Source organism: Nocardioides sp. Root122 (assembly GCF_001425025.1).
Taxonomy (GTDB): domain Bacteria; phylum Actinomycetota; class Actinomycetes; order Propionibacteriales; family Nocardioidaceae; genus Nocardioides.
Map to the genome: position 1 here is coordinate 688,201 of NZ_LMDE01000010.1, position 14,955 is coordinate 703,155.

General features: G+C 71.9%; 14 protein-coding genes. 6 read left to right on the forward strand and 8 right to left on the reverse strand.

What is annotated here, in order from left to right:
• Nucleotides 1-20 precede the first annotated feature (20 nt).
• Together ASC64_RS12350 and ASC64_RS12355 are read right to left on the reverse strand one after the other, a co-directional pair.
• Entirely contained in the window at nt 21-1,085 is a 1,065-nt protein-coding gene (locus ASC64_RS12350) for a hemolysin family protein (protein ID WP_056907796.1), read from the reverse strand.
• Nucleotides 1,075-2,445, reverse strand: a complete 1,371-nt coding sequence (locus ASC64_RS12355) for a hemolysin family protein (RefSeq protein WP_056907931.1) — start codon at nt 2,443-2,445, stop codon at nt 1,075-1,077. The genes ASC64_RS12350 and ASC64_RS12355 overlap by 11 nt, the downstream gene beginning before the upstream one ends.
• A 256-nt stretch (nt 2,446-2,701) precedes the next feature.
• Here ASC64_RS12355 and ASC64_RS12360 point away from each other — a divergent pair, with 256 nt between their 5' ends.
• Genes ASC64_RS12360 through ASC64_RS12370 form a run of 3 tightly spaced genes read left to right on the forward strand, consistent with a single transcriptional unit; the run spans nt 2,702 to nt 6,235 of the window.
• Nucleotides 2,702-4,204, forward strand: a complete 1,503-nt coding sequence (locus ASC64_RS12360; RefSeq protein WP_162245801.1) for a sulfatase family protein — start codon at nt 2,702-2,704, stop codon at nt 4,202-4,204.
• The gene (locus ASC64_RS12365; protein WP_056907798.1) at nt 4,201-5,274 is read left to right on the forward strand and encodes an SLC13 family permease; all 1,074 of its coding nucleotides are present in this window, start codon (nt 4,201-4,203) and stop codon (nt 5,272-5,274) included. The genes ASC64_RS12360 and ASC64_RS12365 overlap by 4 nt, the downstream gene beginning before the upstream one ends.
• 34 nt (nt 5,275-5,308) lie before the next feature.
• Complete coding sequence (locus ASC64_RS12370; RefSeq protein ID WP_200937692.1) at nt 5,309-6,235, forward strand: threonine/serine dehydratase; 927 nt, start codon at nt 5,309-5,311, stop codon at nt 6,233-6,235.
• A 25-nt stretch (nt 6,236-6,260) separates the two neighbouring features.
• Here the strand turns inward: ASC64_RS12370 and ASC64_RS12375 are convergent, their stop codons facing one another.
• Nucleotides 6,261-7,682 carry a phospholipase D-like domain-containing protein gene (locus tag ASC64_RS12375; RefSeq protein WP_056907799.1) on the reverse strand — a complete coding sequence of 474 codons (1,422 nt, stop codon included), beginning with the start codon at nt 7,680-7,682 and terminating at the stop codon, nt 6,261-6,263.
• Nucleotides 7,683-8,098: 416 nt separating this feature from the next.
• On the opposite strand from ASC64_RS12375, the gene ASC64_RS12380 reads away from it, so the two are divergent.
• Both ASC64_RS12380 and ASC64_RS12385 read left to right on the forward strand, forming a co-directional pair.
• Nucleotides 8,099-10,660: a GH25 family lysozyme gene (locus ASC64_RS12380; protein WP_156385157.1), complete on the forward strand. Its 2,562-nt coding sequence runs from the start codon at nt 8,099-8,101 to the stop codon at nt 10,658-10,660.
• Entirely contained in the window at nt 10,657-10,983 is a 327-nt protein-coding gene (locus ASC64_RS12385) for a hypothetical protein (RefSeq protein WP_056907801.1), read from the forward strand. Before ASC64_RS12380 ends, ASC64_RS12385 begins: the two co-directional genes overlap by 4 nt.
• A gap of 37 nt (nt 10,984-11,020) precedes the next feature.
• Here the strand turns inward: ASC64_RS12385 and ASC64_RS22070 are convergent, their stop codons facing one another.
• From ASC64_RS22070 to ASC64_RS12400, 4 genes are all read right to left on the reverse strand, one after another.
• The gene (locus tag ASC64_RS22070; RefSeq protein WP_156385158.1) at nt 11,021-11,161 is read right to left on the reverse strand and encodes a hypothetical protein; all 141 of its coding nucleotides are present in this window, start codon (nt 11,159-11,161) and stop codon (nt 11,021-11,023) included.
• A 138-nt stretch (nt 11,162-11,299) separates the two neighbouring features.
• Nucleotides 11,300-11,494, reverse strand: coding sequence for a hypothetical protein (locus ASC64_RS12390; RefSeq protein ID WP_056907802.1), 195 nt, complete (start codon nt 11,492-11,494; stop codon nt 11,300-11,302).
• Between the two features lie 180 nt (nt 11,495-11,674).
• Complete coding sequence (locus ASC64_RS12395) at nt 11,675-12,928, reverse strand: amidohydrolase (protein ID WP_056907803.1); 1,254 nt, start codon at nt 12,926-12,928, stop codon at nt 11,675-11,677.
• Nucleotides 12,929-13,001: 73 nt separating this feature from the next.
• The gene (locus ASC64_RS12400; protein ID WP_056907804.1) at nt 13,002-13,976 is read right to left on the reverse strand and encodes a helix-turn-helix transcriptional regulator; all 975 of its coding nucleotides are present in this window, start codon (nt 13,974-13,976) and stop codon (nt 13,002-13,004) included.
• A gap of 62 nt (nt 13,977-14,038) precedes the next feature.
• Between ASC64_RS12400 and ASC64_RS12405 the strand changes: the two genes are divergently transcribed.
• Nucleotides 14,039-14,449, forward strand: coding sequence for a VOC family protein (locus ASC64_RS12405; protein ID WP_056907805.1), 411 nt, complete (start codon nt 14,039-14,041; stop codon nt 14,447-14,449).
• A 53-nt stretch (nt 14,450-14,502) separates the two neighbouring features.
• On the opposite strand, the gene ASC64_RS12410 is transcribed toward ASC64_RS12405, so the two are convergent.
• Entirely contained in the window at nt 14,503-14,946 is a 444-nt protein-coding gene (locus tag ASC64_RS12410) for a ferritin-like domain-containing protein (RefSeq protein ID WP_056907806.1), read from the reverse strand.
• Nucleotides 14,947-14,955 lie beyond the last annotated feature (9 nt).

Genomic DNA, 14,955 nt, shown 5'->3' on the forward strand with positions numbered 1-14,955 from the left:
GCCCTGACCCTATCCAGCGCTCACGCGAGGTCGGCGCCGGACACGTCGTGGTGCGCGGCGTCGCGGATCTCGCCCACCAGCTCCTCCAGCACGTCCTCGAGGGTGACCAGGCCGATCACCGTGCCGTCACGCTGGACGACCCGGGCCATGTGGGCGCCCTTGACCTGCAGGCTCTCGAGCGCGTCGTGGAGCAGGTCGTCGGGGTGCACGGACGCGAACGGTCGGATCCACTTGTCCTCGATCACGCGCGAGCGCTTCTCCTCGTCGGTCTCGAGGGCGTCCTTGATGTGGAGGTAGCCCAGCAGCGACCCGTCGGGCGCCGCCACCGGGAAGCGGCTGAAGCCGGTCGAGGCACACAGTGCCTCCACGTCCGCCACGGTCGACCCGGGTGAGACGGTGGCCAGGGTGTCGGGCGTCATCAGGATCGACCCGACCGCCTTCTCGGTGAAGCCGAGCGCGCCGGCGAGCCGGTCGTACTCCTCGGCCTCGATGAGGCCCTCGCCGCGCGACTCCTCGACGAGGGCCGCGACCTCCTCGCGGGTGAAGCTCGAGCTCACCTCGTCCTTCGGCTCGATCCGCAGCAGCCGCAGGACGCCGTTGGCGATCAGGTTCATGACGGCGATCAGCGGTCGCAGGACCGTGACGATGGCCATCATCGGCGGGCTGAGGACCAGGGCCGCGCGGTCGGGGCCGGCGAGCGCGATGTTCTTGGGCACCATCTCGCCGAGCACCACGTGCAGGTAGACCACGATCGACATGGCCACCACGAACGAGATCGGGTGGAGCAGGTTGTCGGGGATGTGCAGCCGGTGGAACGCCGGCTCGAGCAGGTGGGCCACGGCGGGCTCGCCGATGGCACCGAGCCCCAGCGAGCAGACGGTGATGCCGAGCTGGGCACCCGCCATCACCAGCGAGACGTTCTCCATCGCGCGCAGGGTGGTGCGGGCGGCGCGGGAGCCCTCCTGCGCGCGCGGCTCGATCTGGCTGCGGCGTGCGGACAGCAGGGCGAACTCCGCGCCCACGAAGAAGGCGTTGAGGGCCAGCAGCACGACCGCCAGCACGACGCCGAAGAGGTCACCGCTCACGGTCGGCCTCCCCCGCCTGGTCGGTCTCGCCGGCCACCACCCGCAGGTCGAGCCGGTCGATGCGCAGCCCGTCCATCCGCTCGACCGTGAGGGTCACCAGCCGCTCGCGCAGCTCGTTGGGGTCGGTGCGGTCGGGGACCGGCACCTCGATCCGGTCGCCCGGAGCGGGGATCTTGCCGAGCTCGCGCATGACCAGGCCGGCCACGGTGTCGTAGTCATCGTGGTCGGGCAGCTCCACGTCCGTGGCGTCCTCGACCTCGTCGGGACGCAGCAGGCCCGAGAGCGTCCAGCTGCCGTCGCGCCGCTGACGGATGCGCGAGCCGAGCCGGTCGTGCTCGTCGGAGATGTCGCCGACGATCTCCTCGACGACGTCCTCGAGCGTCACGATGCCGGCGTGGCCGCCGTACTCGTCGAGGACGACGGCCATCTGGAAGCCGTCCTGGCGCAACAACGCCAGCAGCGGGTCGAGCCGCAGGCTGTCGGGCACGACGACGGGCTTCACCATGATGTGCTTGATCCGCGTGGTGGCGCGCTCGTGCACGGGAACCGCGACAGCGTGCTTGACGTGGACCGTGCCCACGACGGTGTCCTCGGCGTCGAGCACCGGGAAGCGTGAGTGGCCGGTCTGACGGGCGAGCTCTATCACGGAGGACACCCGGTCGCCGTCCTCCACGGTGGTGGTCCGCACCCGGGGCGTCATGATCTCGCCGGTGGTGCGCGTGCCGAACTCGACCGAGCGCTCGACGAGCTCGGCGGTCTCCGCGTCGAGCGTGCCCTGGTCGGCCGAGCGCTGGACCAGCGAGGCCAGCTCCTGGGAGCTGCGCGCCGAGCGGAGCTCCTCCTGCGGCTCGATGCCGAGACGGCGCACGATCAGGTTGGCGGAGCCGTTGAGCGCGCGGATCGGGCCCCTGGTCAGCGCGGTGAAGCCGCGCATGAACCCCTGCGTGGTGCGCGCGGTCTCGAGCGGGCGGGCGATGGCGATGTTCTTCGGCACCATCTCGCCGAAGATCATCGTGAGGACCGTGCCCAGCGCCAGGCCCAGGCCGAGCGACAGGGGCGTCACCGCGCCGTCCGGCAGGCCGGCCGCGGCGAGCGGCTCGTCGATGAGGTCGGCGATCGCGGGCTCGGCCAGGAAGCCGATCGCGAGGTTGGTGACCGTGATGCCCACCTGGGCACCGGAGAGCTGCGTCGACAGGGAGCGGAGCGCGATCTGCACGCCACGCGCTCCCTCGTCGCCGTCGGCGGCGGCCCGGTCGACCGTGGGGCGGTCGACGGTGACGAAGGCGAACTCGGCGGCCACGAACAGGCCGCAGGCGGCCACGAGGGCCAGCGAGACGAGCAGCAGCACGAGGGGGGTCACGACGCGCACCCGGCGGTCAGGGCGGTCGTGCGGGGACTTTGACTCTCCATGGCGAGTGCTGGGGATTCCTGTTCTTCGGCGTCTGCTCCGGCGTCGGTCCGCCGTGTCGGCGAGCCCACAGACTAGCGGCTGGGCCAAGGTTCGCCCCAGTCGTCGTGTCGCTTTGGGAAGGGTCCACCGGGCGCCCTAGTGTTGCCCCGACATCGGGGCGGCAGACGTGCGCCTTCACGGGTTTCGGGGCGAAGGAATGGCGTACATGCGTGGGTGGGCCCAGTCGATCACGGCTGCTCTGCTGGTCGTGCTCGTCGCCACCCTCGCGACGGTGACCGCCAACGGCGACGGCACGACGGCCGACTCGGTCAGCCTCGTCCAGACGACGCAGGACCCGTCCCGCACCGCCGACGCGAAGGCGTCGCGCCCGAACGTCGTGTTCGTGCTCACCGACGACATGCGCGACGACGACCTCGACCGCATGCCGATCACCCGCCGCCTGCTCGCCGACGAGGGGATGGAGTTCACGGACGCCATCTCGCCGCACCCGCTGTGCTGCCCCGCACGCGCCCAGCTGGCCACCGGCCAGTACGCCCAGAACAACGGCGTCCAGCACAACCGCGGCGTCCACGGCGGGTTCCAGGCCCTCGACCCGACCCACGAGGCGAGCTCGTGGTTCCGCGACGCCGGCTACCGCACCGGGTTCGTCGGCAAGTTCCTCAACGGCTACGGCCCCCGCGACGTACGCCCTGCCGGCTGGACCCGCTGGGACGCCCTCACCCGCGGCGTCTACGACTACGTCGACTTCTCGATGACCGGCGACGGCGACCCGCAGCGCTACACCGACAGCTACATCACCTCGGTGATCGAGAAGCACACCAACGACGACGTCCGCGACTTCGCGGCGACGGGCGACCCGTTCGTGGTCTACGCCTGGCACCTCGCCCCGCACTACCGGATCTCACCGGAGGGCGGACGTGGCCTGCCGCCGGCCGCTCCGCAGGACGAGGGGATGTTCCGCGACGACCGGCCCGCGTCGTTCGACGACCCGGCGTTCAACGAGGACGACGTCACCGACCAGCCCGCCTACCTGCGCCACCTGTCGCCCGTCTCCCCCGCCGAGGTCAGCGCCGAGAACACCGCGCGGCTCGAGGCGCTCCAGTCCGTCGACCGGGCCGTCGGCTCGCTGGTGGAGACGCTCGACGAGCAGGGCGTGCTGGACGACACCTACATCGTGTTCTCCAGCGACAACGGCTACTCCCTGGGTGAGCACCGCTTCGTCGGCAAGGACGTGCTCACCGACGAGGCCCTGCAGGTTCCCCTGCTGGTGCGCGGCCCCGGGATCGCGCCGGGCAGCACCTCCGACCTCCCGGTGACCCTCGTGGACCTGCCGGCGACCTTCGCCGCGTTGACGGGCGTCTCCCCCGCCTGGCAGGTCGACGGCACCTCGCTGCTGCCGACCCTGCGCGGACAGGACCAGGACTTCCGCGACACCACGCTCATCCAGACCGGTCGCACGCTCGGCGACGGCTGGTCGCACCGCGGCGTGCGGACCAGCCGCTACCTCTACGGCACCGACGGCACCGACGGGTTCCTCTACGACCTGCTGCTCGACCCCGACGAGATGGTCAACCGGATCGACGATCCCGACTACGCCGAGGTGCAGACGGCGCTCGAGCTGCGTCGCAGCGAGCTGGTGACCTGCGCGGGCTGGACCTGCAACCAGGTGTTCGGGCCGGTGCCCGACCCGTCGTCGCCCACCCCGTGAGCGAGGTCCTCCACCAGGTCCTCCCGGTCGCGGTCTTCCTCGTCGCGATCACCGTGACGGCGGAGGTCGCGCAGCTCGCCGGCGTCTTCGACGTCGCCGCGCACGCCATGGCCCGCCGGGCTCGTCACCGGGTGGTGCTGCTCTGGCTGACGTTCGCCGGGCTGGCCGTGGTGAGCACGATCGTGCTGAGCCTCGACACCACCGCGGTGCTGCTGACCCCGGTGGGCCTGGCCATCGCCGGGCAGACCGGCATCGCACCGATGCCCTTCGCGCTGACCACGCTGTGGATCGCCAACACCGGCTCGCTGCTGCTCCCCGTCTCCAACCTCACCAACCTGCTCGCGGTCCACCGCTTCGAGGACCTCGGTGCCGGCCACGGTGACTACGTACGCACCGCGGCCCTGCCCGCCGTCACCGCGATCGTCGCCACGCTGGTCCTCATCGGCGTCCTCCAGCGCCGTGCCCTGCGCGGGACCTACGCCGTCGACCCGCCCGCCGACCCGCACGACCGCACCCTGCTGGTCGTCGCGGCCGTGGTCTGCCTGGGGATCGGACCGCTGTTCGCGGTGGGCGTGGAGCCTGCCGTCGTCGCACTGGCCTCGGCGACCCTGCTGCTCGCCGCCCTGCTGTGGCGCGCCCCGTCGATGGTCCGCGAGGTCCGGCCGCCGTGGCTGATGGCGGGCGCCTTCGTCGTCGTCGCCGGGCTCCTGCGGGCCGCCCAGGCCGAGGGCCTGCTCGACTGGCTCGCTCCCGCTGTCGGGACGGGCACGCGCCCGCTCGACCTGCTGCACCTCTCCGGCGCGTCGGCGCTCGCGGCGAACCTGGTGAACAACCTCCCGGCCTACCTCCTGGTCGAGCCCGCCGCCGCGGACGACGTACGACGCCTCGTGGCGACCCTCGTCGGGGTCAACGCCGGCGCCCTCGTCACCCCCTGGGCGTCGCTGGCGACGCTGCTCTGGCTCCAGCGCTGCCGCTCCGCGGGGCTCCGAGTGCCCCTGCTCAGGCTCGCCGGCTGGGGTGCGCTCTGCGCCGCCGTCTGCGTGACGGCGGCGACCCTCACGATCCACTGAGCGCCCCTGCCCGGCTGCTCGGGATACTGGGGCCGTGACGATCACGCGCGAGGACGTGCTGGCTGCCCGCGACCGGATCGACGGTCGCGTGCGCCGTACTCCCCTCCTCCAGCCGGCCGGCCGCGACTCCGTGTGGCTCAAGTGCGAGCACCTGCAGCACTGCGGGGTGTTCAAGACCCGGGGTGCGTTCAACCGTCAGCTCGCTGCCCTCGAGCGCGGCGAGCTCGGCGACGCCGGGATCGTCGTCGCGTCCGGCGGCAACGCCGGACTGGCACAGGCCTTCGCCGCCCGCGAGCTCGGCATCCGCGCCACGGTGTTCGTCCCCGTGACGGCACCCGAGGTCAAGGTCCGCCGCATCGAGGCCTACGGCGCCGAGGTCCGCAGGGTCGGCCGGGAGTACGCCGAGGCGTTCGAGGCCGCCGTCGCCTTCGGCGAGGAGCAGGGCGCGACCTTCGCGCACGCCTACGACCAGCCGGACGTGGCCGCCGGGGCCGGGACGCTGGCCGAGGAGGTCCTCGCGGACGAGCCCGCCATCGACACCGTCGTCGTGGCCGTGGGCGGCGGCGGGCTCTACGCCGGTGTCGCCGCGGCGCTGCGCGGACGCGCCCGCGTGGTCGCGGTCGAGCCCGTCCTCGCCCCCACCCTGCACCGCGCGATCGAGGCGGGACGCCCGGTCGACGTCGAGGTGTCGGGCGTCGCGGCCGACTCGCTCGGTGCCCGACGCGTCGGTGACCTCGCCTTCGCGGCCCAGCAGGCCGAGGCCCCGGTCTCCGTGCTCGTCAGCGACGACGACATCGTCGCGGCCCGCGCCCGCCTCTGGCAGGACCACCGGATCGTCTCGGAGCACGGCGCGGCCGCGGCGATGGCGGCCCTGCTCGCCGGGGCGTACGTGCCGGCTCCCGGCGAGCGGGTGGCGGTGGTCGTCTGCGGCGCCAACACCGATCCGGCCACGCTGGCGTAGGCGCGCCACCGCGGCCGGTCAGGGATCAGTCGGACTCCCAGTAGGGACCCTTCCGGTAGCCGTCGCGCTCGATCGTGGTGACCGGCCGGCGCTCGGTGACGAAGGTCCGGCGCAGCACGCCGTCGTCGCCGCGCACCATCCGCGCCACTCGGAAGCTGGCGTAGGTCGTGGTGTAGGCGTTGCGGCTGTTGCGCTTGTGGTCCCACTGGTAGTTGAAGTTCCTGAGGTACTTCCTCGTCAGCTTCTTGCCACGGATGGTGAACCACGTCTCGTCGTTGCCGGTGCTGAGGCTGGCCCAGTTGGACGACCCGGTGAGCACCATGTTCGTGTCCCTGACACCGTTGTAGGTGCCCTGGATGGCGAAGTACTTCTGGTGGCTGTAGTAGCTCAGGATCAGGTCGTCCTTGCCGTCGTGGTTGAGGTCGTAGTTGTCGTCGGGGTTGAAGTCCAGCCCCGTCGAGCGCAGCGGGATGCGGCCGCGCCGCGTGGGCGCACCGAGGATCTTCTTGGTGTGGTAGCCGATGAGGCCGTAGCTCACGCGGAAGCGGCACCCCTCGGCGAACTTCTGCCGGATCGCCGCGGCGAGGTAGTCGCCCCGCCTGCCGCGCATGGTGTGCATCGACAGCGCGAGACGCGTGCGGGTGATGCCGCCGGCCCCGTCGGGGGTCACGCACTGGATCTTGTCGAGCATGTCGATGACGAGGTCGTTCCTCGGGCCCGCCGGCTTCGGGAAGGCCCACACGGTGTGCTTGTCGACCGAGTCGTCACAGGCCGCCCCGCGCGGGGAGCCGCAGAAGGACCGCGGCGGCTGGCGCGTGGAGTGGTCCTTCGCCATGTCGTTGAACAGCGAGACGAACTGGCGGAAGAGCGTGTGGTCGCCCGAGGTGAAGTAGAGGTCGTTCCACTGGTGGATGGCGGCGTTGAGCATCATGTTGGCCGACCCGACCGCGATGACGTCGCGCGAGCGCCCGGCCCGGGAGAACGAGTAGAACTTCGTGTGCATGTTGTTGTACTGGTTCGCCTTGCTGCGGCAGCCGGCCTTGCACCGGTAGATGAAGCTGTCGGCCCCGCGGCGGGCACCGATCTCGGCGCGGATCACCCGCATCGCCTTGGTGTACTGGTGGTCGTTGAGCAGCATCTGCACCTTGACCCCCCTGCGGTGGGCGGCGACGAGCGCCTTCGCGACCGGCATCCGGTCGAAGGAGTAGACCGCGATGCGGATCGTCGACCCGCGCGGCGTGTGACGGATGGTCTGGATGACCTTCCGCTCGATGGTGAAGTAGCCCTTCTTGCGGTGCGGGTCGTTGAAGAACGGACCGCGAGGCGCCGTCCACCGCTCACGCTGCGCGCGGTCGCGCTGTGCTGTCACGGTGGGGGGCGCGGCCGCCGCGACGGACGACGGGGCGCGGCCGCCGCCGTCGGCAGCGCTCGCGGCAGGGATCGCCATCACCGGCCCTCCCAGCACCAGGCACAGGGCGAACAGGACAAACGACGACCTCGACACGACACACCTTCCCGCCGCCCACGGCGACGCCTCTTCCATGCTGACCCATCCGATTGTTCGTCACGGGTGGTGAGGCGCTGTCCGCGGACGCGTCCGAGCGACCGCAGGGACGGCTCCCCACCTGGCAGGAGACGCACGCCGAACAGGAAAGGTTGTGAGAGGTACGTCCGGGGGCGCGACCGGGCCCGTCCGTCCGCGGGCGAGGACGCATCCGACCACCTCCCACCACGCCCTGCCATCGCCAAGATTGGGGCAATTCCGGGGGGTTTCTTTACCCATGGCTCGAGCGGGAGGAACGTCGGCAGATGGCGTTCCGCGGGGGCCACTCCGGCTCCGGCGGTGAGCGCCCGGGGGGAACCATGGCTGAACAGACGACCGTCCTGACCACGAACGGACTGCTGACCGCGGGCGGACCCGCGCCGCCAGTCACCTCGTCACGTCCGGCACAGGGCGGGACGGGCGCTCCGCCGTCGGCGGTGCAGACCTTCCGACTGCTCACCGCCAACGTCCAGTCGTTCCCGCCGACCGCGATCACCCTCGACCAGGCGCGCCAGGACCTGCGGGCCAACGCCGCTGACGGCGACCTGGTCCTGCTCCAGGAGATCGACACGCGCTACCGGCGCCTCGTGCTCGAGGAGTTCCCGAGCACCAGCTGGCACGTCTTCTTCGGCCCCCGGGCGAACCACTCCCCCATCGCCGTGCGCCGCGACGCCTTCGACGTCCTCGACGAGCACGCACTGCAGGTGCACCCGGGCGTTGCGAAGGTCAACGAGCCGCGCTACCTCACCCATGTCCACCTCCGGCACCGGGCGCTCGGCGTCGAGCTGCACGCGGTCAACCTGCACCTCGTCTCGGGCGCCTTCCACAAGCCACCGAAGCCGGACGCCGAGGCACGGCAGGCCGAGTGGCGCCGGGGCATGGACAAGCACGACCGCTACGTCGCCCGCCTGGTCGCGACCGGCGCCCCCGTCGTCTGCGGCGGCGACTACAACCGCCAGCTCCGCGCGTTCCGTCCGCAGATCCAGGCACTCGGCGCTGGCCGCCGGGTGTCGTTCGGGGTCGACCTCGCCTCGATCGACCTGATCTGGTTCGTCGACGGCGTCTCCGCCATCTGGGCCGAACGCGGCCGCGCGACATTCCGCAGCCGCGAGGGACGGCCCCCGCCGAAGCGCAACAGCGACCACGCGGCGCGGCAGGCGACGCTCGCGCTGGCGCGCGTCGGTGTCGACACCGCTCCCGACCCCGTCGTCATCGCGCCGGACGGGTCGAGCGCCACGAAGGCGCAGTCGAAGAAGGACCGCAAGCGCAAGCGCAAGGTCGTTTCCTTCGCCCCGCAGGGGCAACAGGCGGGCCAGGTGCTCGTCGACGGGCTCGCGGGCTCGTCGGGGACCGCGTTCGCCGGGCCTGTGGACCAGCCGTTCGCGCTCACCGAGTTCGGCGACACCGTCCCCAAGCGCGTCGACTGGAAGACCAGGGCCGCGCTGGAGGAGGCCGAGCGCCGCCTGGACTACCGGCTGACCGTCGTCCAGGGGTCCTACAACAACGGACGGGTGAAGGCCTCCGGCCCGACGCACGACGGCGGCGGTGTCGTCGACCTGCTCGCCTGGGACTGGCGGCGCAAGGTCACGGTGCTGCGCGAGATCGGGTTCGCCGCGTGGTACCGCCCCGCCCGACCGGGACTGTGGGGCGCGCACATCCACGCCGTGCTGATCGATCATGGTCGGCTGGACCCGAGCGCCGCCGCGCAGGTCGTGGCGTACCGAGCCGGGCGCGACGGACTGAAGGGCGGTCGGTCCGACGACTTCCCACGACCCAGCCCGATCCCGGTGTTCTCCTACCCACCTGTGGTGCCCGGCCCGACGATGCCCGCCGACGGCGAGGCGCGCCGTCGCGCCTCGGTCGCGCCGCTGGGCCGCCCGTACCCTCCCAACCGCTCCCTCGACGGCATCGACATCAGCCACCACCAGTCGGGCCGGCTCGACCTCACCGCCGCCAAGCGGGCGGGACTGCGGTGGATGTACGTCAAGGCGACGGAGGGGACGTCGTTCAAGGACAAGACCCATCGCGGGCGGGTCAGGCAGGCACGCTCGAGCGGTCTGCCGGTCGGTGCCTACCACTTCGCCCGTCCCGAGGGACGCGACGCCGCTGCCGAGGCCCGGTTCTTCCTGGCGAACATCGACCTGCGTGCCGGGGACATGGTGCCGATGCTCGACCTCGAGGACATCGGCGACCTCACCCTCCCCCAGCTCACCGAGTGGACCGGGGTGTGGGTGCGCACCGTCAACCAGGAGATCAGGCGGAAGGGCCTGAGCGGCAAGCCCCTCATCTACACGCCCTTCAACCTCACCCACGGATTCGGGTGCCTGCTGTGGGTGGCGCGCTACAGCGACGACTTCCGCGCGCCGGTGATCCCGACGCCGTGGAAGCGCGCGGCCATCTGGCAGCACTCCAACGGCAGGTTCGGTCCCGTGAAGAGCGTGCCCGGCGTCGGGCACGTCGACGTGAACGCGATGCACCCCGACCTGCCCCTGTCCGCGCTGCGGCTCCGGCCCGCGGGACGCCCGGCGCGGCCGGGCCGAGGCAGGCCGACGCCGTCGGACACCCAGCCCGTGGTGGCGGCGCCGGTGGACGTCGTGCAACCCGTCGTGCCTGTCGCACCCGTCACCCCCGCCGTCCCCGTCCAGCCGACCGCTGTCGTCCAGCCGGCCATCCAGCCCGCGCCCACCGTCACGACCTCGGAGGTCCGAGGTGCACCGGGACAGCCGGGCGCGATCACCGTCACCGTCACGGTGCCGGTCCCGCCGGCACCGGCACCCGTGCTCGTCCATCCCGACCTCGGCCCCCTGGAGGAGCAGCTCGCGCTCGCCGCGCGCAGCCTCCAGGGTGCGATCGAGGCCGTTCCCGAAAGGCCAGGACCATGAACCCGATCACCACTGCTGCCAGCCTGCTGCGCGACCTCCCCGCACCCGTCCGTAGGACGATCTACACCGTCCTCGCGCTCATCGGCGCCGTGCTCGCCGGTCTCGTCGCCGTCGGGGTCGACACGATCGGCTCCCTCACCGTCGACCGGATGCTGCAGGTGTACGCCTACCTGTCACCGCTGATGGGCGTCGTCGCCGTCGCGAACGTGACGCCGGGCGAGGGCGACGAGCTGCCGCTCGTGGACTTCGACGAGGACAGCGACCTGTCGTCGTTCGAGCCGGTTGGCGACGAGAGCGACGTGTTCGCCGGGGCCACCACCTGAGAGCTGGTGGCCCGCCGGCGCGCTGCTCCTCGGGAGCTCAGGGCACGCCGTGCCTGCCCGCCCGGGGTTCCGGCCCGTAGGGCTCGAGGGGTCCGTCGTCGGAGCTCGGCTGGTGCTCGGGGGGTGTGGAGTCGGGCACCGGGGTGGCCAGGCCGTACTGGTAGGTGTGCGTGCGCACGTGAATGTCCTTTGCGAGGTCGTGAGGGCGCAGGCCGACGTCGCCCGAGCAGCAGGCGCACGCGCTCGCGTGGCCCGGCGGGTGACGACCAGCCCGCGTTGCCAGCGGCATACGGCCTGCTGGCGGGTGTGTCGACGGTCAGGCCGGGACGGGCGGTGCGCGGTCGACGCTGCGTCGCAGCACGTCGAGACCACGGACACCGCGTGCTTCCTCGCTGAGCCGCAGGGCGGCCAGGGCGGCGCCGGTCGGCACGCGCGACAGGACGGCGTGACGCTCGAGCAGCGGCGCCGCGGAGGGCAGGTCGATGAGCTCGTCGCGAGACCGAACGTCCATGTCGGCCTCCGATCCTCGTCGCGACACGACCCCAGGACGAGGTCATGGTGCTCAGGCGATGACAGGCACCCTAGGCAACTCCCCCACCCGAAGCCATTCGGCGCTGGTCCGCGCGCGCCCGCGTCCCCGAGCTCGCGCCGGTCTTCTGCGCCCCTCGGACCGAGGTGGTCGTGGATCCGGCTAGGACGTGCCCAGCCACGCGAGCGCGGCCACGACCAACGCTTCCGTCCCGGTGGTCAAGGTGGGCTGGAGTGGTGGCGCGAAGGCAGCCGAGTGGTTGACCGGCACGTCCTGGGCGATCCGGCCGGCCTCCTCCGCCGCCGCGTAGACGTCGGGATCCGTCCCGCCGATGCCCCAGTAGGTGTAGGGCGCGCCGAGCGCGTTCGGGATGTCGCTGAAGTCCTCGCTCGCCGACTGTTGCGGCAGCTCGGCGGCGCGGTCGCCGAAGTGCCGGGCGAACGCCGACGAGACGCGGGCCGTCGTGGCGCCGTCGTTGTCCGTGAGGGGGTAGCGGTCGTACAGCTCGAGCTCCGGCTCCCTCGGACACCGGGACGCCACGCACTCGGCGCGCACGATGCGCTCGATCGCCTCGAGGACTGCTGCGCGGACGTCCTCGGCGTACGTGCGTACGTTGAGCTTGAGCTGCGCCGAGTCGGGGATGACGTTGCTCTTGGTCCCGGCCTGGATGCTTCCCACCGTCAGGACCGCCGTGTCCGCGGGCGCCACCTCGCGGGCCACCACTGTCTGGAGCCGGAGGACGATCGCTGCGGCCAGGACGACAGGGTCCACCGATGCCTGCGGCATCGAGCCGTGCGCGCCGCGCCCGTGGAGGGTGATGGTCATGCTGTCCGCGGCCGACAGCACCGGGCCCGCCAGTGTGCCGACCACCCCTGCCGGCATCGGCAGCACGTGCTGCCCCATCACGACGTCGACGTCGCCCACGATGTCGGCGAGCCCGTCCTCGACCATCCCGCGGGCGCCGTCGGCGGTCTCCTCCGCAGGCTGGAACAGCACGACCAGCCTGCCACTCCATGCGTGCCGTCCTCCCGACATCAACGCGGCGGCCCCGAGCAGGCAGGCCACGTGGACGTCGTGACCGCAGGCGTGCATGACCGGTCCCTGCTCCTCGGAGACCACCGTGCTCGCGTACGCGAGACCTGTCTCCTCCCGCACGGGCAGGGCGTCCATGTCCGCTCGGAGGAGGACCGTCGGTCCCTCCCCGTTGCGCAGCAGGCCCACCACCCCGGTGCCCCCGACGCCCTCGCGGACGTCGTAGCCCAGGGACTGCAGGCGCTGTACGACGACGGCAGCCGTGCGGTGCTCCTCGTGCGACAGCTCGGGGTGGGCGTGCAGGTCGCAGTAGGTCTCCTCCAACCACTCGAGACCGGCGAGGCCCGCCAGGACCCTCTCGACGGCACCGGATGCTGAGGTCATGCCGCGATCATCCATCTCGGGTGCGGCTGCGACCACACCTCTGCGGACCCGTCGGCGCTCGCCGTGAGCCCCGTCAGGCCCTGCCGGGGGCCTCCGGCCCGCGCGAGGCTTCGAGCAGCCGCCGCCCGAGCGCCTCCACGTCCGCGTTGAGCGCCTGGGGTTCGACCACGTGGAACTGGCAGCCCAGGCGGGCCAGCAGCGGCGGCACCCAGTCGAGCGACTCGGCGTTGATCTCGATCGTGACCCACCCCGGCTCCGCCTCCGAGACGACGGCCACCGTGGCGGGCAGGGTGGCGCGGGCTTCCTCGGCCGAGGTTCGTGCCCGGACCACCACCCTGTGCGTGCGCCGCGCGGAGGCGATCCCACCCACGACATGGTCGAGGGCATCGAACCCGTCGGGCTCGTCGAAGGTCTTCTCGAGACGCCGCGGCAGGATCATCCGGTCGACGCGGAAGGTCCGCAGCTCGCCGCGCTCCTGGTCCATGCCCGAGGCCAGCCAACGTCCGCGGTGCACGACGATCCCGTACGGCGCGAAGACCCGCGCGCTGTCGGCGCCGCTGGTGGACCGGTAGGCGAACCCCACGAGCCTGCCGTCCCGAGCGGCTTCCGCGAGCAGCAGCAGCGTCGCCGTGTCGGCCGGCGACGCCGTGCGCTGAGCCATCGACAGGCGCAGCGATCCCTGGAGAGCGGCGACCCGGTCCGCCATGGGTCGCGGCAGGACACGCCGGATCTTCTCCTCAGCGCTCTGGGCCGCGTCGTCGCTGCTCAGGCCCGAGCGCCGCAGCAGTGTCAGTCCCAGGAGCGTCGAGACCGCCTCGTCGTCGGTCAGCATGAGCGGTGGCAACCGGAAGCCCGGCGCCAGGCGGTAGCCGCCATGACGGCCACGCACGGCGTGGACAGGGATGTCGAGCTCGACGAGGTGCTCGACGTAGCGGCGCACCGTCCGCTCGTCGACCTCCAGGCGGGCAGCGAGGTCGCGCACGCGGTGCGTGCCACCGGACTGCAGCACCTCGAGCAGCCGGAGCACGCGTGCGGTCGGTTTCGCCATGGTCCCGGAGGTTATGCGAATACCGGGCGGGGACTGCCCGGTATCGCTCCTACGGTCGGCTCATGGACACCACCTTCATCAGCACTCGACTCATCACCGCAGACGTCGCCGCACTCGTGCGCTTCTACGAGCAGGTCGTCAGCGCCGAGGCGACCTGGGCCAACGAGGACTTCGCCGAGGTCCGCACCGCTCACGCGACATTGGCGATCGGCAGCACGCGGACGGTCCCCCTCTTCGGCGAGGGCAGCGCTGAGGCTGGTGCGAACCGTTCGGCCATCCTCGAGTTCATGGTCGGCGACGTCGACCAGGAATGGGCACGGCTGAGGGACTCGCTCGCTCTCGTGGTCACCGAACCGACCACCATGCCCTGGGGCAACCGCGCACTGCTGTTCCGCGATCCCGACGGCAACCTCGTCAACCTCTTCACACCGATGACCCCGGAGGCCCGCACGAAGTTCGGTCTGGACGACTGAGACCGGGAAGCGCCCGGCGTCGCCATGTCCCATGCGACGCCGGGCGCACGCCGCTATCCGGCGTTCTGGAGTGCCTTGACCTCGTCACGCGCGGCGACGACGGCGGCCCGCTGACGTACGACGACGTCGCGGAAACCGGCGCTGAGGTCCATCTCCAGGGCGTCGTCGTACTCCGAGACCGCGTGGTCCTCGCCCGTGACGGCAGCCTTGAGCACTGCAGCGGCGTCGTCGCCCGTGAGTGCATCCTTCAACGACATCCAACCCCGGTGCACAGCCGCAGCGACCGTGCCGCTCTTCTCGACACCTTCGCCGTACTCGTGTCCGAGGTCGACGATCTCGCGCCAGAACCCTGCGCGCTGCTCGGAGAAGCGCACCAGGGTGGTGGCCCACTCGGGGTGCTCGCCATCGCGGAGCTTGTCGGCCGCGTCCGCGAAGCCCCGCTCGCCGTCCTTCAGCGTCTCGACCAGTTCCTTCGCCGCCTTGGCGTCATCAGACATGCTTCGCTC